Consider the following 21,356-nt stretch of genomic DNA (forward strand, 5'->3'; position numbering starts at 1 on the left):
TTTGCGGTGACTTTAGTGTTGCTCAGTTAATCAGTTTCCAACGCAGCACGACGTTCATGCCACGAACGTAGAACGTACAACCCGACGATCCAAACTAGTGCTAGTACCAACGCCACCAAAGTATCTTGAGCCAAGCACAACACTACGCCAACAAATAATAAGAATGCCAAAACAAAATAGTCACCTAATGGAAAAAGTGGCGCCTTAAATTGACTAGTCTTTGCGACTTGAGTTTTTTTATAACGTAAATGAGCAAGAATAATTGTGCCCCAAATAAAAAGGAAACAAGTGGTGGCTACACTGGAAACTAGTGTAAAGACCACGTTAGGAATCCATAAATTCAGCAGTACAACAATGGCAATAATGCCCGTTGAAAATAATAATGCGGTCGCTGGAACATGACTTTTTGATAATCTACTTAATTTACGTAACCGCGGATTTTTACTGTCATAAGTCAATGAAAATAGCATCCGACCAGTACTAAATAGTGAGCTATTACAAGCTGATGCTGCAGCTGTGATCACAACAAAGTTAATGATTCCAGCCGCCGAACGGATACCAACATTTTTAAAAACTTGTACAAACGGACTTTGCGATGCCGATAAATCATTCCACGGATAAATACACATAATCACGGTTAATGCACCGACATAAAATAAAATAATTCGTAGCGGAATATCATTGATTGCCTTAGGAATAACTTTTTTGGGATCCGCCGTTTCCGTTGCTGTAATACCGACCATTTCAATACCAATAAAACCAAACACCACCATTTGAAACGACAAAATAAAGCCTTTCAAACCAGTGGGAAAAACACCACCAAAATTGACTAAATTACCCACATTGGCCGTACCAACTGGTGTATTAAAACCAACGATCACCATAAAAATACCTGCAGCAATCAGGGCAACAATTGCAACGATTTTGATCAACGCAAACCAAAATTCCACCTCGCCAAATGCACCGACAGTAACTAAATTGACGCCTAGTAAAACAACTAAAACGACTAACCCTGGCAGCCACTGCGGTAGGCTGGGAAACCAAAAGTGCATATATAACCCAATTGCCGTCACATCAGCCATCGCAATGGTAATCCAACAGACCCAATAAGTCCAACCAGTGACGAAACCAACCTTTTCACCTAAATAACGCTTAATAAAGTCAACAAATGAATTTAACTTTAAATCTGATAGTAGCAATTCACCTAAAGCACGCATCAATAAGAAGCAAGCTAACCCAGTGATTAAATAGGCAAAAATAATTGCTGGTCCAGCCAAATGAATCGATTTTCCTGCGCCTAAGAATAAGCCCGTACCGATTGTGCCGCCAATGGCAATTAATTGAACATGACGACTTTTCAGATTGCGTTCTAATTCCTGTGGTGCGTCAATTTCTTTGCGTGTCATAGTTTGCTCCTCATGGATAAATTTAAATCTGTTTTCTGTAACCTGATTTATCCATTATAGCACCGCATTTTTTCATTTTTAGAGTGAAGACACTGAAACCTATTCAAATAAAAGTGAAATTAATTCACTTAACTATTCTTTTAGGAAAATAGGCTAAGCTAAAAACCAAATTTATAATGTTTGGCACTATTGTTTTAATATCTACTTACTAAATTTTAATTCTAAAAAAGACTTGGTCGTTTAAGACCAAGTCTCCTTCCATAATCGTTAGCCGCGTAAGCGCTCGACATCACGAACAATCATTAATTCTTCATCAGTTGGTACTAACAAAACTTTTAGCTTTGAATCATCGGTACTGATAATTTTTTCAACACCGTGAACGTTATTGCGCTCGTCATCTATTTTAGCGCCAAAATAACTAAGTCCATCAATGATCCGTTTGCGCATGATTACATCATTTTCGCCGATTCCAGCCGTAAAGATCAAGGCGTCAATGCCACCCATTTCAGCAATATAACTACCAATATATTTTTGGATTCGGTTAACGAAAATATCAATGCCTAATTGTGAACGTGGATTCGTGTCACGTGATTTTTCTAGGTCACGCATATCTGGTGAAACACCGGAGATACCAAGAATCCCGGATTTTTGGTTCAAAATTTCAATCATATCTTCTGGGTCAGATAGGTGTAATTTCTGCATTAAGTACGCCACTAATGACGCATCAATATCCCCAGAGCGAGTCGCCATCGTAACACCAGCTAATGGTGTGAAGCCCATTGATGTATCAATTGACTTACCACCATCGATTGCTGTGATTGATGCTCCAGCACCTAAATGCAAGGTGATCAACTTCAAATCACTTAATGGCTTGCCAAGAATTTCAGCGGCACGCATCGATACATACCGATGACTGGTGCCGTGAGCACCATATTTGCGTGCACCAAATTTTTCATAATATTCATAAGGAATACTATATAAGTAATTGACTGCTGGCATGGTTTGATGGAAAGAAGTATCAAAGACCGCCACGCTTAATGCGTTAGGTAGTAACTTACGAAATGCTTCAATACCTTGTAACTCAGCTGGATTATGCAAAGGTGCATATTCCGCCAAATCGTCAATTTGCTTAACCACTTCGTCAGTAATAACGGTTGATTCCGTAAAAATTTCACCACCGGCGACAACCCGATGACCAACCCCAGTGATTTCAGCAATATCGCTGACAATTTGCAAATCGATCAGCTTCTTCAATAACATATCGACTGCGGCAGTTTGGTCGTTGATATCTAAGGTTGCCTTAAAGCGTTCCTTTTCATCAACACCATACTTAGCAGTAAATACGGAATCTTTCAAACCAACCCGATCGACCATCCCTTCAGCGATGACTTTTTCGGCTGGCATTTCAAATAACTTCCATTTCAAACTAGAACTACCTGCATTAATTGCAATTACTTTTGGCATGACTAGCACTCCTCTTCAACAAACTAAGATTGATTTCGGTTTGCCCAAAATCGCTGGTTATCGATACAAGTGGCAAACTGCCACCACAATTTTATTTTTGATTGGTCACTTTTAAGCCAAATTTTCTTGCTTCCATTGCGCCAATTCAGTGGTGAAACGCCGGAAACCGGCTTGATCTTTTAGTGACGGGAACTCGCCTAACATGATGCGTTGTGCTTGTTTCGCGTGCGGCCCTTTGTTTTGTAAAATCAAAATAGCCTTTTGCGCGGCTTCACTGCCGAAAAGTTCTTGCGGTAAATTTAGTAGTCCTTGCAGATACGTTGCTGTAGTCATCCATTTGGTCAGTCCCTTAGCCTCATCAGATTTAAAAATCAAACTAGGTACAACAAAGAAACCAAAACCATCAGCTGCGGTATAGCGCATGCTTTGCTCAATCAACAAATGATGCGCGTATGAATGGCCACTAGTCGCATGGGTTGCAAAACTAGCTGCTCGTTCATCAACAGGATAATAACCAATCGGTAGGTCAGCAACACTAGCCGTGACTTGTGGTACTACCAAATCACTAATAGCATCTTGATGATATAGTTCAACATCGAGGTTCTGCATTCGAGCACTAACGCCAGCTAAAGCCAACATCGTATCATCATTATCAACACCATAGGCTGTTAACGTCGTCTTATTAGTGGCTTGGAGCCGATTCAAAACCGTATATAATAAGTTGCCAGTACCCACGGTTAAATCCAACAAGGTCCCATCACTTGGCAAATCAGCTAAGGCTTCCAATAAATAAGCCACTAAAAAGCCAATAGAGTCAGGTGTCATTTGATGATTAGCCTGAATTAAATCCGTTCGTTCGCCACGTAAAATAGCAAGTTGCATTGCTTGACGAATCTCATCAGTATTTAACTGGCCCAACTTGATCTGCCCGTATTGAGTGCTTAACTGATCACGTGTCTGCTGTTGTGGCAAACCATTTTCAACCTTGACACGACCACCGTCTAAAATATTCTCACTAGTTTCGATCAAGGCATCCATATAGGACACATCTAAATCTTCTTTCAACAATGCGGTTGTTGTATCAAGGCGCTTATACAATTCCCCAACATCTTTTTGTCCCATTTTTTCACCTCAAATTAAAATTGTTCACTTTTCTATTCTAACCAATACTAAAACGCTTTTCAAGCGCTTTCTTATTGTACTAGCATTACTTTGTAACCGTTGACAGTGTCTGTGTGATGACTTGCGTTTGCGTATTTAATTTCACTTGCGCTTGTCGCTCAGTTAAATATACACGGCCAATATTAAAATTATACCACATTGCTTTTTCACCCTCAGCCTGTCGTGCTTGGGCCAAGGCAATCAAGCTCTCAACTTGGTAGTTTTCCTTGGCTAATTGTAAGGTACGCATTTGCCGCTCATAGACCTGTAAGTACCCTTGGGTCAGTAGCAATAAAACACTTAAAAATAAACAAGCCGATAATAATAAGCTGGCTGATTGTTTCTTCATTTTGCCTCCTTCGCTGGTGGTAGATAAAATTCATCTTGATACTGTCGGCCGCTGTCCATAATAACTGTGAGTTTAATAAACGGTGCTTGATAACTTAAGGTTACCTTTTCAGCACCAATCAGTAACGGCATATGACCCTGTTTTTCGCCCATCAAGCGAATCATTTGCTTATAAGGCTCGATGCGATAATGTTTATTTTTAGCCGGTTGATAGAAATAAATTTTATTGTGTTCACTTTTTTCAAAATTCGCACCAGCAATAAAATTAGTAAATTGCCGATCGGCCATATGCCACCGAATATCCTCTTCGACAAATGTCTGCTGCAACACTCGCGGCACTTGCTTTAATTCCGTCTGTAATAAGCTGAGAGTTAAACTAAAAACTAACAGCGCAATGATGGTTTCTAGCAGTGTAAATGCCGCGGGGGCTCTACCAAGTAATTTCTGCATAATGGCCGCCTTGCCCGACGCGTATTTTCTGTGTTTGCGTCTGCACCTGATACATCTGCCCGTCCACCTGTAATTGAGTCAAGCCAACTTTGTGCGCATGATGTTGTGCGGCCACGTGTAATACCTGTGCCTGATCTGTATCTTGCCGTTGCAGTTGTAATTTGGCAATAAATTGTTGGAACGTCAGATTAAACGTGTAAACACCGATTGCCACCACCGTTAACGCACAAACACTTTCCAACAAAATAAAAGCACCCTGCTTATTCATAAATTCCCCACCCCATTTGTGGCTTAATAATTGTTTTTTTAAAATAGGCCGAATTAAATACGATTCGGCTCGGTCCAATATGGCCAGGTGGATCGATCAAAATTTGCTGTGAATTTGAATGTAGGCCATTTGGCAGGTTAAGCGTTTTTTCTGATACACCTTGGCGATCAGTAAACGTCCGAAAAGTAACCGTGTGTGTGCTGATCAGGATTTGTACCCGCTCACCGCGAAACAAAGCATAAGCTTGTAAGTAACGCCACTCCTGATTAAATTTACTGAAGAAAAGTTGTTCCGCGTGGTATTGCTTGATCGGCCTAAACTGGGTAATTGGCAAAACCGCAAAACTGACAACCAAACAAAGGACAATTACCGACTCTAATAGTGTAAAAGCTTTATACTTCATGGCTTAATGTTCAGCTTTTGCGCATGTTTAAACTGACGTGACGTTAAATAACCGTCCTTTTGTAATTCATCCAAACTGGGCACTTTGCCATCATTTTCATTTTGATACAGCTCACTTTGGGTAACAATAGTGCTACGGAAGGCCTCGTCCCCTGTTTCTTCAGCTTTTTGCCGCTGAGCCCCAACATTGGGCAGAATGATTAGAATTAGTAGCGTAATTATAAAAAGAACAACTACCATTTCAATCAACGTGAAAGCCGAACAACTTTTTAACTTTGCTTTAGAGCAGTTTCTTTTAATTTTAATCATTAATATAGTCCCTCCATCATGTGGTACATCGGTAGTAACAAGCTTAAATAAACGCCAACGATCAATAGTGCAATCACACCAAATAAAAGCGGTTGGACATAAGTCGCTAACTTAGCTAGACTGGCTAGCATTTTTTTATAGGTTAAACGTGCTGCCATCAGCAGTTCCTCGCTTAGATGTTCCAGTGAGCGCCCTTTACGAACAAATAGTTTTAGTTGTGCTGGTAGTAATGGCTGTTGCGTGATAATCTCACTTAACGAACTACCAGCTGCCAATTGGGGCTCGATTTGTTGGCCAAGGCAATACAATAAGCTGTTCGGTGATAAAGTTCGCAACAATTGGCAGATTGCCTGTAAATTCAAACCGCTTTTCAATAAAATTGCCAAGTTAAATAACAGATAGTAATGATAATAATAGCGATAGGTTTTGCCCAGCACCGGTAATTGCATCCGTGCTTGGGCTTTTTTTAACGGATCACGCTGTAAATAAACACGCAATAACCTGCCCACTAGTAATAAAATACCTAACCCGATAACGCCAATAAATAATAACCAATAGAGTAAAACTTCATTGTCTAAGTTAAGCTGCCACTGACGTAATTCCGGCCCAATCAAATAGCGCACCACTAATAATAGGCCGACGACCAGCGTTAGCAACAACAATGGATAACGCAATAAACGTTTTAATTGTTGCCGCTGGCGTAACTTTTCAGCTAACAGGCGGCCGATTTGAGTCAATGCATCCGTTAAATCACCATGTTCTTGGGTAATACGAATTTGGTTAACAATATCCTGATCGACGCCAATTCGCTGAAACCCAGCGGCTAAACTCGCACCGTTACGTAATGCCTCACTTAATTGATCTAGTCGCTGTTCATATTGCGGCAATAGAACCTGCATAAATTGGATACTTTGAGCAATTGAAAAACCAGCTAGTAATAAATCAGCGAGTAAACTAAAAAAATCAGCTTGAAAATGCGTTTGCTGTGATTTAGCCGTTTTTAAATGCCTGCTGTGTTGCCAAACTAATTTGATCCAGCTTAACGGCACGAGCCAAGTTCTGCTGCCAAGTCGATTCATTATCATTTCCTCCTTGGGTGGGATCATAAATATCAAACAAAACCGCCGCGCCGGCTTTTGTTGGCAGTAAACGTTGATAGCTAACGCCAGTTAAACAAGCCTTTAGCGTGGCGGGCGCAATTCCTAATTCACTTAACCGAGTCGGTACTTGCCGCGCTGTTCGTGCATGGACTGTGCTTAACACTAAATGCCCACTTAAGGCCGCTCGGGCAGCTACGTTAGCGGTTTGCTCATCGCGAATCTCGCCGACGATCAAAATATCGGGACGATGGCGTAACCCAACTTTCAATAACGCCGCATAGGTCATCCCCGCTGCTTCGTTAACTTGTAATTGCAAAAAATCAGTTTGAAAAATTTCGATTGGATCTTCAATCGCCATCACCATTTTACTATCGCCTAACTGTGCAGCTAGCTCATAAAGCGTCGTTGTTTTACCTGAACCAGTTGGCCCGGCGAAAACGACCAAACCGCGCTGTTGGCATAACGCCGTCAATTGACTAAATTGTTTAGGTAGCACATATTGCATTTGCCCAGACTGTGCGTAAATAAAACGAATCACTAATGATTCTTGATTCTGAAAGTTGCCCACAGCCGATAACCGTAAGAAGATCAATTGACCATCGATCTCTATCTGCCGTGCGCCTAGCTGCGGACGCCTGGTTTCACTTAACGCCATTTTTGCAGTGAACTTTAAATGATTCAGCCACGCCTTAGCTAGTTCAACTGGTAGCGTACGAATTAACTCAATTCCAGTCGCAGTCCGCATTTGTAACTGGTAGGAACATTGATACGGTAAAAAATACAAATCACTGGCACGTTCAGCAATACATTGGCGTAATAACATCGTAACCTCAGTTGTGATCGACAAACGCTCACCTCCATTTTTATGTCTATATATTTAATATACGCAGATTAACCCAGCTATTTTTTTGCAAAAAAAATACACTGCAAAATTTGCAGTGTATTTCAAGTACTGAAGCTTTCTTTACAAGCACTTACTATGCTTCTGTATTTTCTGGTAATTCACCAGCATAATAAACTTCTGAAACGTCATCATCGTCTTCTAACAAGTCGATCATGCGTTCAAATTGTTCTGCTTTTTCAGCTGGTACTGGTGTGACATTTTCAGGGATCATCGTTAACTCAGCGGTAGCTAATTTATAATCTTTAGCTTCCAAAGCATCACGCACTTGCGCCAATTGCTTAGGATCAGTATAGATTTCAAAAGCGTCATCACTAGTTTGAAGATCGTCGCCACCGGCTTCCAATACATCTTCCAGCATTTGATCTTCATCAATATCTAAGCCTTCACGTTCAATGACGATCAAACCACGCCGATCAAACATGTAAGCCACTGAACCAGCTGCACCCATTGTGCCACCATTGCGGGTAAAAGCTACTCGCACGTTAGAAGAGGTCCGATTTTTATTATCCGTTAAAGCATGTACTAAAACAGCAATACCACCGGGAGCGTAACCTTCATAAGTAACTTCATCATAATTTGCTGTATCAGAGCTTGAGCCCTTATCTACAGCCCGTTTAACGTTATCTTTAGGCATATTCGCAGCGCGTGCTTTATCCATGATCAAGCGTAATTGGGGGTTAGATGAAGGATCAGGACCCCCAGCTTTTACAGCCATGTATAACTCGCGAGATATTTTTTGGAAAATTTTTCCACGCTTAGCATCCTGAGCGTTTTTACGGCCTTGGATATTATGCCATTTTGAATGTCCTGACATGTTATGTCCCTCTTTCCTTATCTTATCAGTCCGTCTTATTAAAAGACACCTAATATATAGTAGCAGATACACCGCTTGCAATCAAGCGCCTATGCGGCTTTTTTACTACGGTGTTGCCAAAACTTGGTGAACAACCAGGCCAAAATAATTGCCGTTAGTGCGCCTGTTGCATCTAAGAGCACATCTTGGAATAAGGGTGTTCGCCCGCCAGTCAAACTTTGGTGGAATTCATCTAGCGCGGCATAGCCAGTGGCCGCTAACCAAACAACGATCATCGTCAAACCAGTTTGCTTGATCCGATTTTTGTAGCCCATATAACCACCAAGACCAATCAAGAAATAACTACCAAAATGTGCACCTTTACGGATAAAAAACTCAATAAATTTAAAATAGCCACTACTAGCGATGCTGACTTCTTGACCAACATACTTAAATGAGATGCCTGATAATAATTGTTTAAAGGGTTCATTAGCTAGCCAGCGCTCTAAAAACGGCACTGAGGTTTGCTGCTTGTAAGTCTGTGAAGAACTAATGAAAAGTAGAACCATGATGACTAGTGCTAAAACTAACCACCAATTATCGCGTGATAAACGTTTAATGCCGCTCACTTCCCTATTGTGATTTACTTGCCTCATCGATTATAACGTATTTTATACCGGCGGCTCAACGATTCAGCAAAAATTTAGGCCATAAAAAAATCGCACCTTATAGGCACGATTTTTTACAACTAATTATTCAACCGTAACTGCCTTAGCTAAGTTACGTGGTTTATCCACATCATAACCGCGATTTAAGCTGGTGTAGTACGCCAATAATTGTGCGGGCACAACACTTAACAACGGCGAAATCAATGGATCAATATTATCTAAAATAATGTTATCGTCCTTATCGGCAACATTTTCCATAGCGATGGTAAAAACATGTGCGCCACGTGCCCGAACTTCTTGCACGTTACCGCGAGTATGGCTAGCCACACGTTTGTCCGTAATGATCGCCATGACTGGTGTACCGTCCTCAATCAAAGAAATTGTGCCATGTTTCAATTCAGCACCAGCAAAACCTTCCGCCTGCACGTAAGAAATTTCTTTTAATTTCAAGGCAGCTTCCAAAGAAACTGCGTAATCATAGCCACGGCCAATATAAAAGGCATTACGTGTTGTTGCCAAATAGTTTTGCGCCAATTGATTGATGAAATCTTTTTCGTCAATAATTGTTTGCATCCCATTAGCAACTAAGCCTAATTGCGTGCGTGCATCGAAGTCTTGTGCTGCCTTAACGCCACGCTTTTCACCTAATGCTTTGGCCAAAATCGTTTGCAATGCAATTTGTGCTGTATAAGCTTTAGTTGAAGCAACAGCAATTTCTGGACCGGCATTTAGTAACAACGTGTAAGTTGCTTCACGTGACAACGTTGAACCCTGCGCATTGGTCATGGTCAAACTTGGGTAACCCCATTCATTGACTTTGACTAAGACTTGGCGGCTATCAGCAGTCTCACCACTTTGCGATAAGAATAGGAAGAAGGGTTTCTTCGACAATAATGGTGTATTGTAACCAAATTCACTGGCCAAACCAACTTCAACTGGGATGTCGGCTAAGTTTTCAAAAACTGATTTAGCGGCTAAGCCAGCATTGTAACTAGTGCCAGCAGCTAAAATATATAACCGATCAGCTTGATCTAAGGCATTTAACAAATCAGCAGCGATCACTGGCTTGCCTGCTTCATCCAAATAATCTTGGGCTAAACGCCGTAAAACAGCTGGTTGTTCGTTAATTTCTTTTAACATGTAAAATGGAAATGGTCCTTTTTCGGTATCACTAGCATCCATATCAACATGGTATGATGCACGACTAACGGCTTCGCCAGCAATAGTTTCAATGGCAATATTGTCTTTAGTGACTGTTACCATTTCACCATCATGTAATTCGATAAAGTCTTTAGTTTCGGCTAACATTGCCATAGCGTCAGAGCATACGACGTTGAAGCCATCACCAACACCGACTAATAACGGGCTCTTGTTCTTAGCCACATATAATTTATCAGCTTGTGTCCGATCAACCAATAAGAAAGCATATGAACCGTCGAGTAACGTCAACGTTTTACGAAAAGCTTCTTTACCAGATAAATTTTCAGTTGTTGCAAAATGAGCAATCAATTGCACCACAACTTCAGTATCGGTTTGGCTAACGAGCTCAACGTCAGCTAAATATTGGTCACGTAATTCAGCAAAGTTATTGATGACGCCGTTATGAACCAAATAGAAACGACCATCAGCAGAAATATGTGGATGCGCATTGGAGTCGCTTGGCACACCATGTGTGGCCCAACGTGTATGGCCAATTCCCATGGTTCCAGCAACTTCTGAACCAATTTTTGCTTCTAATGCAGCGATCCGGCCTTTAGTCTTAACTAAATAGTCATGACCATTTTGATCATTAACGTAAACGCCAGCTGAATCATAACCGCGGTACTCTAATTTTTTAAGGCCGTTTAATAAAATATCGACCGTATTTTCTTTACCGATGACACCAACAATTCCACACATATACAACATCCTTCTCTCGATTAAGTTTAGTTAGTATATGTTTCCAACTGCGTAAACGCTGCTCTATTGCAAGCTCACACTTGTTTTTAACAGACGTTCTGTAGAGTGCAGACCCTGGAGTCACCCGCCGATTATCGATAAACTCCATCCTCGTCAACCACAATTTGTGGCCCAGGCGCTATTCCGTTTTAAAAATTGGTATATACTTCTTTCTACATATTGTTCTTGGAAACAGGTATAAATATAGCTGATTAAACAAGGATTGTCAATTAATTCACTAACTATTTTTAAAAAAATTAATTATTGGTATGATTCATGTGTAAATAAAAAAGTCAAGGATTATCCTTGGCTTTTTTCGCTAACTAAATTTAAAAATATCACAGCATTGGTGCAAGCAGACTTGTATCAAGAATTGACTCATTGATCTACTTTTTGGTGGCTAATTAAGTCCAACTCGTTCGCGCACAACGGTTGCGATACGCTCAACATATTGATCGACTTTTTCCTGTGTGGCTGCTTCGGCCATTACACGTAATAGTGGTTCAGTTCCGCTTGGGCGAACCAAAACACGACCATCACCGTTCATTTCTTTTTCGACGGTGTCGATGACTGACTTGATTTCTGGATCAGCCAATGCTTGTTTTTTATCGACTACCTTGATATTAACTAGGCGTTGTGGATAGGTTTTAACAGGCGCTGCCAATTCAGATAAAGGTTTTCCAGTTTGTTTCATCACATTCAGTAATTGAATACCCGTTAATAAGCCGTCACCCGTTGTATTGTAATCAAATAATACAACGTGACCTGATTGTTCGCCACCTAAGTTATAGCCCTTGTCGCGCATTTCTTCAACCACATAACGGTCACCGACCTTAGTCTGTTTCGATGTTAGATTTGCGGCTGCCAGTGCCTTGTACAAGCCAAGATTACTCATAACCGTTGTGACCACCGTATCCTGCTTCAAGCGGCCGTGACTAGCAAAATATTGACCGAGAATGAACATGATCTTATCGCCGTCAACAATATTACCCAGTTCATCAACCGCAATACAGCGGTCGCCGTCACCGTCAAAAGCAAGTCCAACTTGGGCTTGTTGTTCAACTACGGCCGCAGCTAATTTTTCAGGATGAGTTGAGCCAACACCGTCATTAATGTTCACCCCATTAGGCTTAGTTGCGATCGTAGTAAATTCAGTTTCTAAGTCAGCAAATAAACGGGTTACGATTCCTGAAGTCGCACCATTTGCAGCATCTAAGACGACATTCATTCCTGATAGATCATCTTGTAAGGTTTGTTCCAAAAATTGCGTGTATTTTAACATGCCTTCTGGATAATCAGCTAATGTGCCTAACCCATCAGTTGCTGGCCGGGGTAATTTATCCTCAGGTGCATCCAGCAAAGCCTCAATTTCATCTTCTTGTTCATCCAATAGCTTAAAGCCGTCAGGACCAAAGAACTTGATACCGTTATATTCAGCCGGGTTATGCGATGCCGTGATCTGCACACCTGCTGCCGCGCCTTGAATCCGTGTTAAATAAGCGACCGCCGGCGTGGAAATGATGCCTAGATCCAACACTTCTATACCGACAGATAGCAGGCCAGAAATCAGTGCTTGTTGTAATAATTGACCAGAGATCCGCGTATCGCGAGAAACTAAAACCAGCGGCTTCTTATCTTGATCAGCTTGTGCTTTGGCTAAAACATAGCCGCCAGTCCGGCCGACGCGAAAGGCTAGTTCAGGAGTTAATTCCTGATTAGCCACACCACGAACACCATCTGTTCCAAAGTATTTACCCATGTTTGAATTCCTCATTTCGTATTTTAAATATATTCTTTCAATTAGCGTTTGTTTTAACTTGGCTTTTGATCCATGCTTACGCTATTCACTGCTTGATGAACTTGTTGAGTTTTCACTATTGCTCGCACTACTTGAACTACCGCTGGCACTGGCACTACTCGAACTATCACTACTATCTTTTTCAGTGCTCGTTGCGGTTGAACTAGTCGCGCTACTAGATGATGCTGTCGATTCCGCTTCCGCATCACTAACAGTGATCTTTACGCTTACTGTACTAGGATTAGCTTGCACCCCATTGCTGGTTGGTACGGTAATTGTTTTAGTAGTTGTTTTGGTAACGTCAGCAATTGAGACATTCAAATTTAACGTTGAAATTTTATCTAGGCTGGCTTGTGATCCGGTTAAGGTCACATTGTTCACATCAGTTGACAGACTATAGGTCTTATCATCATCGCCCTCACCAGTTTGTTTCAAACTAATTGGAACCTTCTTGGTAGGTCGCATTACTGGAATCGTCACCTTAACTGTCGTTGGGTCCAGCAGAGCATTAACGGTGTTACCCTTTTGATCAAGCGCTTGTAACGCTGTTTGCTGAGTGACATCCGCAGTAATATTATTTTCAGTGTTCACATTGGCCACTACAGACTCAATTGCATTAATTTCTGCCTTAGAACCAGTGACCACTGTCGTTGCTTGACTCAATTCAGGATCACCACTAGTGTAACCCTGTGCTAAGTTAGCTTTATTAAACTTAACCTGAATTGGAAAACGTTTTGTCGCGCGCGTTTGAATATTGACCTTGATTCTACTAGGCACTATTCGGTAGCCCAACTCTTTATTCAGGCCTTCTTCAGTTAAACGGACTGTATGTTTGCCCACGCCTAACTTTTCCAAATTAGCCATAATTTTAAAATTTTGTGTATTAGCAGTAGCCGTGACTAAGGCACTAGGTCCTTCAATATTGACCTTCACCTTTTCTGGATAGCCGGTAATAAAGTATTTATCCGTATTCGCATTGATCTGCAACGGTACATTTAGGGTCCGGCTTTTATTAGCTAACATAGTTGTACTGCTGCTGGTGGCTTGACGAGTTGAATTAATGCGATCAACGTTGACATATCCAAATAACATTATCGCAAAAATTAGCGCCAAAATTCGGTAAACTAGTGGGCTATTAAGAAACTTATTGAACCCATTCATTTGCGCGTACCCCCTTTAACGAAGCCATCAATAAATTCTTGAAGGCCATTGCGTTGTGGTACTTCTGGCTGAACTAGGGCACGCCGTAAATATTTCAAATAATCTTCTTGGGTCAGTTCCTGCAACATTTCGCTATTGCGGGTAATCATGACGCCACCAGTTTCTTCGGATACTACGATGGTTAGTGCATCGGTCACTTCACTAATACCGACCGCTGCCCGATGCCGCGTGCCATATTCTTTCGGAATCAAATTACTTTCCGAAAGTGGTAAGTAAGCGGCGGCAACAGCAATTTTGCCGTCTTGAATAATCACCGCCCCATCATGTAGTGGTGTATTAGGAATAAAAATATTGATCAATAATTCACCGGTCACATCGGCATTTAAATCGATCCCAGTTTCAATATAATCTTCAAGCCCTGTATTCATTTGAATAGTGATCAAGGCCCCAATTCGACGCTTTGACATATATTGAATTGCTTTGTCTAAGGCAGCAATCATCTGGTTTTCTTTTTCATTCTGATTACGATTACGCGTAAAAATAGAACCACGCCCTAGATGCTCTAACCCACGGCGAATCTCCGGCTGAAAAATGATGACAATGGCGATCACGCCCCAGTTGATGACCTGATCCATAATGTACGATACTGTACGCAGACCAATACCCCAGCTGATCAATTTGATGACGACGATGACGACGATCCCTTTAAGCAATTGGACAGCCTTGGTGCCGCGAACCAGCATGATCAGCTTGTAAACAAAATACCAAACGACCAAAATATCTAGTACGTTGACGAAATTGCCCCAGGTCAGCAAGTCACTCCAATTTAAAGACATGCGTGTACCTCCATTTTTGTAAACTCGCGTATAATTATAGCACGAACAGCTAGTTTGTGGTGACCAATTATTGTGCGCTGCAAAAAGAAGTCGGTCAGCTAACTATATTTAAATTTAGCACTTTTCGCTCTGGTTTATTTTTAAGCGTATCATTTTTGCCACAACTATAAGCGCTATTCATTTTGTGTAAGTGGCTTATTATTTTTACGACTAGCATAACGTGATTAGGCATTGCTAATTAAACGTTTAGCAATACCTTAAATTGAGTCCAATTAACAGCGACCACCCGTAAAATTTGGTAGAATGGAATTAGAATTTGTTTACGGAGGTGATTTTATGGCGCAACGCTACCGGTGGTTTGTCCGCGGTGCCTTTATTTTATTTTTTCTGTATCTGTACTTTTTTGCGGTTTCACCGTTTCGCTTCATCCTGCTTAATGCGTTTCTTGGCTATATTCCAATTGAAATCGCCTTTCACTACGATCAGATCAGACCTAAATCAGCCATTTTCTTCTGGATCTTAGTGGTGCTATGGCTACTCTTTTATCCCAATGCGCCTTATCTACTCACCGATTTGTTCCATCTATCTTTACTAAAACCGTATGATCCAGCAACTGGCTTGATTCGCTTCAGTTTGCGTATGTGGCTGGCTTACGCTAATTTAGTTGTCGCCGCCCTAAGTTGCACACTGCTCGGCTTTTGGAGCATGGAACATACCATCCAAGCAGTGATCGTTCGTTTGAAAATACCAGATACAACCGTGGTTAAAAGTGGGTTGGTTATTTTACTGACAACACTGACTTCCGTTGGTATTTTTATCGGCCGTTTTCTACGGTTACATTCGATCTACATTATCCTCGAACCAACTAAATTTATCAAACCACTTCTAGAAATGTGGGACCCACGCATGCTGATTTTTGTTTTCTTAATGACTTTAATTCAGCTGATTGCCTATGTTTGCTTACAACTATTCAAGCAAACCACACCCAATGCACTAGAACTAGAAAAAAAGCAACCGCCTAAGGACTAAACTTGGGTGTTTGCTTTTTTGTCTGTTTGTGCCTGTATTTGATGGCGACTAGGTATGGCATTAAGCCAACGGTAAACGCGTTTAAAAAACGCAAATGAATCAGAATAAACTAATGCGGCCAGAATTAAATATGCTGGTAAAAACTGTATCAGATAACGGCTCCGACCGCCTTCAAATAATAGTAAGTACATGAAGCCACCGATAATCATTAAGCGCAATACTTGCGCTATTTTAGTCCGTTGGCGCCAACCAAAGGCAATTAAGATCAGCCAAATAATCCACCACGCCTGCGCGATAAATCTTAAATCACCTAAATGTGTGCCATACAAGTAAACAAATTGCTGTAGCTGGCCAGCAAAGCCCTTTCCATGCGGCTTTGGCGCTTGATTAATAAAGTGACCTTCTTTAACCCAAGCAAAAGAACCATCCGCCGTATCATTTCGCTGCTTTTTAATTAAGAATATCAGATAACCGCCGACACCTTTTTGCCGCAAGCGCTGCAACCAGACCTTTTTGGAATAGTTGATTCGTCCCTGTTTTGTAGGCAGCTCGGCCATTTTTAATGCATCCTTAGGATTATAACCGCCATCGCCAGAAACACCCATCCCAATAAAGTGAATTGCCGGTATCTCGCGCGCAGTATTGACCTGAATATGCGTTTGTTGACTAATTGCATGGTTGGTCACAACGTAAGTACCGCCAGCCACTAAGATACTGCTACCCACTAAACCCAACATTGCTGACCAATTTACTGGCTTTTTTTTCAACAAATAGAGTAATTCAACTAAAATAATTGCGACCACACCAACGACTGCAGATGGCTTCATAAAGTAAGCACCAACAATTGTAATTCCAAAACCAATAGCCGCCACTAGCTTCAATGGCCATTTGCATTGACTATGTGCTAACACAATGTAACACAACAAGTAACCCGATACGAAAGGTAATACCCACGTATCAGTATACGGTACGATGATCATTGGAAAAATGAGCAACCATAACGCATGAATATACAGCGCAGCAGCCACTTTTTTCCGCGCCAAAACTCGGATACTGAGAATATTGAGCAAAGCCGATAAATCCACCAAAACCACCGTGACTAAGTCGAAAAATAACCATGTTTTTGTGGCAAACACCTGGCTTAAAATAAGTTGTGCCAATAAAATCGGCATATTATTATAATTCAAACTAAAATAAGCTTTAATATCTGGACTAGTCGTATCCGTCAATGCCTGATGAATTGCCCCAACGTCAAAACCAATCGGTGGATGCACATTAAGTACAAAAATAAGCTGCCATAACACGACCGCACCTAATATTAATACCCCTGTGCGCAATTTCTGAACAATAAACACCTGATACCACCATTGTTTAAATTGTGGATAAGTCAGTACACACACAACAACTGCTACAACAGTAATCAATAACCAAGTGGTAAACAAGGTTGTTCCGGCGCCAGTAATTTTATTATCACCTAAAATAATATTAGGCGAAGTGATGGCAAACAATAACGTCAAAAAAAAGAAGCCGTTAAACAAATGAATTAAAGCTCTGTCACCAAACTTAAATAATTTAGTTGTCATGTGACCTCCTCTTTACAGAAAATAATTAATCATCTTCAGCTGTAATACAATACGACCGCGTAGGTGACTCACCAACTTCAATGCGATTCAAGCGGGCCGACAAACGTTCCATCTCTGGTGTGATCAAGTTAAATAGCCAAATTGTCACATTTTCCACTGTTGGATTAATTTCTTTGAAGTAAGGTAGCTTATTCAAAAATTTACCAGAAAAACTATCCAATACATCGCTGATAGCCTGTTCAATATCACGAAAAACAATCATTTCGTCATTTTTACTTTTGATTTCGCAAATAATTTCCCAAGTATGGGTGTGCTGTTTACCTTCGCCAGATTCCCAACGCATGGCATGACTAGCATTAACATAAGATTTAATTTTATAGGTGTGTACTAAGACCAACTTACTTACCTCGCCGTTTCTTTAAATTTTTAAAGTCATTACTGATCACCGAACCGACACTGTCCGCTTCCTTGTTAAAGCGTTCCGAATTCCACTGTGAAACTTCAGTCATCCCATTGATCGTCCCAACTAAACGAATAAATGAACAGATAAAGTTGTAGATTGGTTGCGTAAACACAACCCACCACTGATGACCATAAAATTTATTTTCTTCAGGAAAGTCATGTAACAGTAACCGCACACAGACAAAGTTCAATAAACTAACTAAAATATATAACAGATAGATGGCTACATACGACATTCCCATCATAAGCGGTGAGTAACGGAAAAACAATAATGCAATACTGGCAAACATCCAGATCATTTTAGGAAATAAAAACGTATGATCGATCATCATCCGCCGAATGAGAAAGTCCTTAAAAAAGTTACGAAGTGAAATATTTTGCGTATGTGAGTGCAAAACCTCAATTTCACCACGTTGCCAACGTTGTCGTTGTGTGTATAAATTGCCTAAACTAGGAATCGGTTCAATATAGAAAATCGCCGACGGGCAAATTGCCACTTTGCGCTTTAACTTATCCCGGATCTGGAAGGTCATATCTGTGTCCTCCCCAATTGTCCCCGTGTTGTACATGAAGGTGTTTAATAGTGCTTCTTTACGAAAGGCAGAAAAGGCACCTGACATAGTAAAAAGTTGATTATTTTTTGACTCGATCGTCCGGCCGGATAAAAAAGCTTGCGCGTATTCAAAATATTCGTTATGTTGCAATAATTTTAAATGCCACGATTTTTTGGCTTTGATCAGTGTCCGTTTAGGTAAAACAGTTCCGGTTAATGCCGCCATATCATAATCATTTTCAAACTCTAACACCATGTTCATTAATGCATGCTTTTCTAGCGTACCATCACTATCAATATTGATAATATAGGTACCAATACTAGCATAAATGGCAGCATTTAACGCTGACGCCTTGCCGCGCTCAGTATGGATAAGCTGCATGTTCATATCAGAAAACTCGTTTTGCGCATGAGCAAAAGCACCAAAACTATCATCAGTACTTTGATTATCGGCTAAAATCACTTGCACCAATTCAGTAGGGTAAGTCGAATCATGAATTGAACGGATGCAGTTAAATAAGGTTTCTTCGGAATTATAGACCGGTACCATTAAAGAAATAAAAGGCATTTTATCCGGCATTTCCAGCTGCTTTTTATGCAGCGTTTTGATCAATAATTGAATCCCTGAAACAAAAGCAGGTACGATCTCTACCACGATTGGAATTAATGCCCAAGTCAACCAAAACCCCATTTTAAAAAGCGTTAAACTTAGCCAATAAAACATAATGAATCATCCCTTCGTTGACCTGATTCGTTGCTTTAATCGTTGTATTCTGTTTTTAAAGCCACGATACAGACCTTGCGAGAGTTGTGAATAGGTAAACACATCGTAGTATAAAATAATAACTAACACATAAAAGACTAGTCGCCCAACAATTGAATGGGCAATGAAAAACAAATTACCGCCGCCAAAATGCACGATCACGATCACCGAAGCTAAGCGAATAACGTTAGCCACATAAATCCATAATGTCCCTAACACTGAGAAAAAGACCCGCTCAAATTTATTATATAGCGGTAAAAATATGACTAAGCTAATAAAAGCTGTCGTTTCAATGATGCCTGAGCATTCATAGTCGATTGCCATTGTGACTGGCGCCGTTGGATTAACGATACTGACCAAACCGTATTTGTTCATCACCGAACTCATCCCAGTCAGAGCACCAAACCAGCGGATCCCATTAATAACCGCATGAGTGAAAAACCAGACCCAATATGGATCACTTAAAGCGATTAATATAAAAAAGAGCCCACCACTTCCAACAATAAAATGAAAGGCTGAAAGCTGAGCTCTTTTTAAAATGGATAAAGCATATAGCCAAATCACGATACCAATCAACAAATAAACGCTCATTTAGTTCCCCTAGTTGCTTGATTTAACTGCAACTTTTTGCGCTTTTTACCAGATAATTTGACTACTGATAACAAGGCAATGGCAAAACCAGTGCCAGCTAAGACTACTGGGCCAGTACTACCACCAGTTGTTTCAACTGTGCCTGTATAGAGATTAGGGTTAGCTAAAGTGATTGTCTGATCCGTTGTATTAGAAATACCCTTTAAGGCCGACAATGGAATTGAACATTCGACCATATAAGCATCGCTGGTGACATCCTTTTTAACGCCATTAACATATTCTGCTTGCGTAATCTGATGTTTCATGACATCTGCTTGCCCACTAGTATTATTGTCAACACCATTAGCGCCACTGTAAATATTGACTTTAACTGCTTGATGCGCCCCAGTAGCAAGATTAACCGTTTGACCACCGTTCAATGTAATCGAATATTCCTTACCACCAACGTTCAGCACGTACCCACTAGGCTGGAAATTAGTATAACCACCTTGTAGCTTAGGTTCCATTGAAACATAGAAATAAACATTATTATCATCAGCTAATAAAGCTACTTGCTTAACGTTGTCGCTATCACCAGATTCAGTCATGGCTGACTTAGTCTTATCAGCCCAGTCACTAAAATTACCGTTAATGGTGATACCTAAATCACCCGAAGTATTATTGTTGTTGGCCTGACTTGTGCTAACTGTAGCTTGATCACTGCTAGAACCAGCCAATGCCTGACTAGCTGCATTTTCACTAGAACTTGAACTGCTAGTAACACTCGAACTAGAGTTACTTACTGCGCTAGAACTAGTGCTGTTAGCCGAGCTACTACTTGCAGCATCAGTCGTCGATGAATCAGTGGTTGCTGCGTTAGTATCAGTGGTTGACGCAGCAATTTGTGTTGTTGTCGAACCAATGCCATCGCCTGAAAAAGTAATTGTTTGTGCTGCGGTTGTTGGCTTAATATTAAGTTTAGCTAACGTAATACTCCCAGTGACATTATGTTTTGAATCGGTTGTTGCACTACCAACGACGCCAAGACTTTTCCAGTTATCCGTCGTATCCTGAGCAGTAAGCGAATTTCCCGAAACATTAATACAATACGTTTTGCTACCAATTTTGACATAATACTGCGAAACAGCTCCCCAATTAGTAGTTCCTGTTTCAACTTTAAAGTACAATGTCGTGCCATCATTGGTTGCTGCAATTGTACCAGTACTATCCCAACCGAATTTAGTGCCACTAATGCCGCTCCAATTAGTTGTACTAGTCGTTGCCGCTGATACATTAGTCCCTGCACTGGTCATTAACGTCAACGTGCCGGCACAAGGTAAGCACCTAATAATAAACCGTTTTTCAATACAAATCGCCCGATCTCAGAATT

22 protein-coding genes are annotated in these 21,356 nt (G+C 40.8%); 1 reads left to right on the forward strand and 21 read right to left on the reverse strand.

From position 1 onward, the window contains the following. Positions 1-26: 26 nt before the first annotated feature. From EKM80_RS02850 to cdaA, 16 genes are all read right to left on the reverse strand, one after another. The gene (locus EKM80_RS02850; protein WP_125551613.1) at positions 27-1,406 is read right to left on the reverse strand and encodes an amino acid permease; all 1,380 of its coding nucleotides are present in this window, start codon (positions 1,404-1,406) and stop codon (positions 27-29) included. A 267-nt stretch (positions 1,407-1,673) separates the two neighbouring features. Beyond that, positions 1,674-2,870, reverse strand: a complete 1,197-nt coding sequence (locus tag EKM80_RS02855; RefSeq protein ID WP_125551614.1) for an acetate/propionate family kinase — start codon at positions 2,868-2,870, stop codon at positions 1,674-1,676. Positions 2,871-2,981: 111 nt separating this feature from the next. Then, the gene (locus EKM80_RS02860; RefSeq protein WP_125551615.1) at positions 2,982-3,992 is read right to left on the reverse strand and encodes a class I SAM-dependent methyltransferase; all 1,011 of its coding nucleotides are present in this window, start codon (positions 3,990-3,992) and stop codon (positions 2,982-2,984) included. An 85-nt stretch (positions 3,993-4,077) separates the two neighbouring features. Next, positions 4,078-4,380: a hypothetical protein gene (locus tag EKM80_RS02865; RefSeq protein WP_125551616.1), complete on the reverse strand. Its 303-nt coding sequence runs from the start codon at positions 4,378-4,380 to the stop codon at positions 4,078-4,080. After that, on the reverse strand, positions 4,377-4,829 hold the full coding sequence (gene comGF, locus EKM80_RS02870) for a competence type IV pilus minor pilin ComGF (RefSeq protein WP_125551617.1): 453 nt from the start codon (positions 4,827-4,829) through the stop codon (positions 4,377-4,379). The genes EKM80_RS02865 and comGF overlap by 4 nt, the downstream gene beginning before the upstream one ends. Next, the gene (locus tag EKM80_RS02875) at positions 4,810-5,097 is read right to left on the reverse strand and encodes a type II secretion system protein (RefSeq protein WP_125551618.1); all 288 of its coding nucleotides are present in this window, start codon (positions 5,095-5,097) and stop codon (positions 4,810-4,812) included. The genes comGF and EKM80_RS02875 overlap by 20 nt, the downstream gene beginning before the upstream one ends. After that, a complete protein-coding gene (comGD, locus tag EKM80_RS02880; RefSeq protein ID WP_125551619.1) occupies positions 5,090-5,500 on the reverse strand; it encodes a competence type IV pilus minor pilin ComGD in 411 nt (136 codons plus the stop codon). Before comGD ends, EKM80_RS02875 begins: the two co-directional genes overlap by 8 nt. Beyond that, complete coding sequence (comGC, locus tag EKM80_RS02885) at positions 5,497-5,808, reverse strand: competence type IV pilus major pilin ComGC (protein ID WP_125551620.1); 312 nt, start codon at positions 5,806-5,808, stop codon at positions 5,497-5,499. Before comGC ends, comGD begins: the two co-directional genes overlap by 4 nt. Further along, positions 5,808-6,887, reverse strand: a complete 1,080-nt coding sequence (comGB, locus tag EKM80_RS02890; protein ID WP_225418794.1) for a competence type IV pilus assembly protein ComGB — start codon at positions 6,885-6,887, stop codon at positions 5,808-5,810. The genes comGC and comGB overlap by 1 nt, the downstream gene beginning before the upstream one ends. Next, positions 6,799-7,755: a competence type IV pilus ATPase ComGA gene (gene comGA / locus EKM80_RS02895; RefSeq protein WP_125551621.1), complete on the reverse strand. Its 957-nt coding sequence runs from the start codon at positions 7,753-7,755 to the stop codon at positions 6,799-6,801. The genes comGB and comGA overlap by 89 nt, the downstream gene beginning before the upstream one ends. A gap of 130 nt (positions 7,756-7,885) precedes the next feature. Then, a complete protein-coding gene (locus tag EKM80_RS02900; protein ID WP_125551622.1) occupies positions 7,886-8,626 on the reverse strand; it encodes a YebC/PmpR family DNA-binding transcriptional regulator in 741 nt (246 codons plus the stop codon). Positions 8,627-8,715: 89 nt separating this feature from the next. Further along, positions 8,716-9,261 (reverse strand): VanZ family protein, encoded by a 546-nt coding sequence (locus EKM80_RS02905; RefSeq protein WP_191985923.1) that lies wholly within the window; start codon positions 9,259-9,261, stop codon positions 8,716-8,718. A gap of 96 nt (positions 9,262-9,357) precedes the next feature. Then, positions 9,358-11,172 carry a glutamine--fructose-6-phosphate transaminase (isomerizing) gene (gene glmS, locus EKM80_RS02910; protein ID WP_125551623.1) on the reverse strand — a complete coding sequence of 605 codons (1,815 nt, stop codon included), beginning with the start codon at positions 11,170-11,172 and terminating at the stop codon, positions 9,358-9,360. Between the two features lie 439 nt (positions 11,173-11,611). Continuing rightward, a complete protein-coding gene (gene glmM / locus EKM80_RS02915) occupies positions 11,612-12,970 on the reverse strand; it encodes a phosphoglucosamine mutase (RefSeq protein WP_125551624.1) in 1,359 nt (452 codons plus the stop codon). An 81-nt stretch (positions 12,971-13,051) separates the two neighbouring features. Next, positions 13,052-14,170, reverse strand: coding sequence for a CdaR family protein (locus tag EKM80_RS02920; RefSeq protein ID WP_125551625.1), 1,119 nt, complete (start codon positions 14,168-14,170; stop codon positions 13,052-13,054). Then, entirely contained in the window at positions 14,167-15,006 is an 840-nt protein-coding gene (gene cdaA / locus EKM80_RS02925; protein WP_125551626.1) for a diadenylate cyclase CdaA, read from the reverse strand. Before cdaA ends, EKM80_RS02920 begins: the two co-directional genes overlap by 4 nt. A gap of 336 nt (positions 15,007-15,342) precedes the next feature. On the opposite strand from cdaA, the gene EKM80_RS02930 reads away from it, so the two are divergent. Continuing rightward, positions 15,343-16,035 carry a DUF1361 domain-containing protein gene (locus tag EKM80_RS02930; protein ID WP_125551627.1) on the forward strand — a complete coding sequence of 231 codons (693 nt, stop codon included), beginning with the start codon at positions 15,343-15,345 and terminating at the stop codon, positions 16,033-16,035. Here EKM80_RS02930 and EKM80_RS02935 read toward each other — a convergent pair. The 5 genes from EKM80_RS02935 to EKM80_RS02955 are packed head-to-tail and all read right to left on the reverse strand — an operon-like array spanning position 16,032 to position 21,279. Beyond that, on the reverse strand, positions 16,032-17,618 hold the full coding sequence (locus EKM80_RS02935) for a TIGR03766 family XrtG-associated glycosyltransferase (protein ID WP_125551628.1): 1,587 nt from the start codon (positions 17,616-17,618) through the stop codon (positions 16,032-16,034). The two genes, EKM80_RS02930 and EKM80_RS02935, sit on opposite strands and share 4 nt — an antisense overlap. A 25-nt stretch (positions 17,619-17,643) precedes the next feature. Then, positions 17,644-18,015, reverse strand: a complete 372-nt coding sequence (locus tag EKM80_RS02940; protein ID WP_125551629.1) for a 6-carboxytetrahydropterin synthase — start codon at positions 18,013-18,015, stop codon at positions 17,644-17,646. Between the two features lies 1 nt (position 18,016). Then, a complete protein-coding gene (locus EKM80_RS02945; protein WP_125551630.1) occupies positions 18,017-19,357 on the reverse strand; it encodes a TIGR03111 family XrtG-associated glycosyltransferase in 1,341 nt (446 codons plus the stop codon). Between the two features lie 6 nt (positions 19,358-19,363). Next, complete coding sequence (gene xrtG / locus EKM80_RS02950; protein ID WP_125551631.1) at positions 19,364-19,987, reverse strand: exosortase family protein XrtG; 624 nt, start codon at positions 19,985-19,987, stop codon at positions 19,364-19,366. Next, positions 19,984-21,279: a Firmicu-CTERM sorting domain-containing protein gene (locus EKM80_RS02955; protein ID WP_125551632.1), complete on the reverse strand. Its 1,296-nt coding sequence runs from the start codon at positions 21,277-21,279 to the stop codon at positions 19,984-19,986. Before EKM80_RS02955 ends, xrtG begins: the two co-directional genes overlap by 4 nt. Positions 21,280-21,356: the final 77 nt, after the last annotated feature.

Source organism: Loigolactobacillus jiayinensis, from assembly GCF_003946445.1.
GTDB classification, from domain to species: Bacteria; Bacillota; Bacilli; order Lactobacillales; family Lactobacillaceae; genus Loigolactobacillus; species Loigolactobacillus jiayinensis.

Bases quoted from the DNA above. Each gene is read 5' to 3' on its own strand.
- EKM80_RS02930 (WP_125551627.1), top strand. From the start codon at position 15,343: ATGGCGCAACGCTACCGGTGGTTTGTCCGCGGTGCCTTTATTTTATTT.
- comGF (WP_125551617.1), bottom strand. From the start codon at position 4,829: ATGCAGAAATTACTTGGTAGAGCCCCCGCGGCATTTACACTGCTAGAA.
- EKM80_RS02935 (WP_125551628.1), bottom strand. From the start codon at position 17,618: ATGACAACTAAATTATTTAAGTTTGGTGACAGAGCTTTAATTCATTTG.
- glmM (WP_125551624.1), bottom strand. From the start codon at position 12,970: ATGGGTAAATACTTTGGAACAGATGGTGTTCGTGGTGTGGCTAATCAG.
- EKM80_RS02850 (WP_125551613.1), bottom strand. From the start codon at position 1,406: ATGACACGCAAAGAAATTGACGCACCACAGGAATTAGAACGCAATCTG.
- EKM80_RS02905 (WP_191985923.1), bottom strand. From the start codon at position 9,261: ATGAGGCAAGTAAATCACAATAGGGAAGTGAGCGGCATTAAACGTTTA.
- cdaA (WP_125551626.1), bottom strand. From the start codon at position 15,006: ATGTCTTTAAATTGGAGTGACTTGCTGACCTGGGGCAATTTCGTCAAC.
- EKM80_RS02920 (WP_125551625.1), bottom strand. From the start codon at position 14,170: ATGAATGGGTTCAATAAGTTTCTTAATAGCCCACTAGTTTACCGAATT.
- comGC (WP_125551620.1), bottom strand. From the start codon at position 5,808: ATGATTAAAATTAAAAGAAACTGCTCTAAAGCAAAGTTAAAAAGTTGT.
- EKM80_RS02900 (WP_125551622.1), bottom strand. From the start codon at position 8,626: ATGTCAGGACATTCAAAATGGCATAATATCCAAGGCCGTAAAAACGCT.
- EKM80_RS02865 (WP_125551616.1), bottom strand. From the start codon at position 4,380: ATGAAGAAACAATCAGCCAGCTTATTATTATCGGCTTGTTTATTTTTA.
- EKM80_RS02875 (WP_125551618.1), bottom strand. From the start codon at position 5,097: ATGAATAAGCAGGGTGCTTTTATTTTGTTGGAAAGTGTTTGTGCGTTA.
- glmS (WP_125551623.1), bottom strand. From the start codon at position 11,172: ATGTGTGGAATTGTTGGTGTCATCGGTAAAGAAAATACGGTCGATATT.
- EKM80_RS02955 (WP_125551632.1), bottom strand. From the start codon at position 21,279: ATGACCAGTGCAGGGACTAATGTATCAGCGGCAACGACTAGTACAACT.
- comGD (WP_125551619.1), bottom strand. From the start codon at position 5,500: ATGAAGTATAAAGCTTTTACACTATTAGAGTCGGTAATTGTCCTTTGT.
- EKM80_RS02945 (WP_125551630.1), bottom strand. From the start codon at position 19,357: ATGTTTTATTGGCTAAGTTTAACGCTTTTTAAAATGGGGTTTTGGTTG.
- EKM80_RS02860 (WP_125551615.1), bottom strand. From the start codon at position 3,992: ATGGGACAAAAAGATGTTGGGGAATTGTATAAGCGCCTTGATACAACA.
- xrtG (WP_125551631.1), bottom strand. From the start codon at position 19,987: ATGAGCGTTTATTTGTTGATTGGTATCGTGATTTGGCTATATGCTTTA.
- EKM80_RS02855 (WP_125551614.1), bottom strand. From the start codon at position 2,870: ATGCCAAAAGTAATTGCAATTAATGCAGGTAGTTCTAGTTTGAAATGG.
- comGB (WP_225418794.1), bottom strand. From the start codon at position 6,887: ATGAATCGACTTGGCAGCAGAACTTGGCTCGTGCCGTTAAGCTGGATC.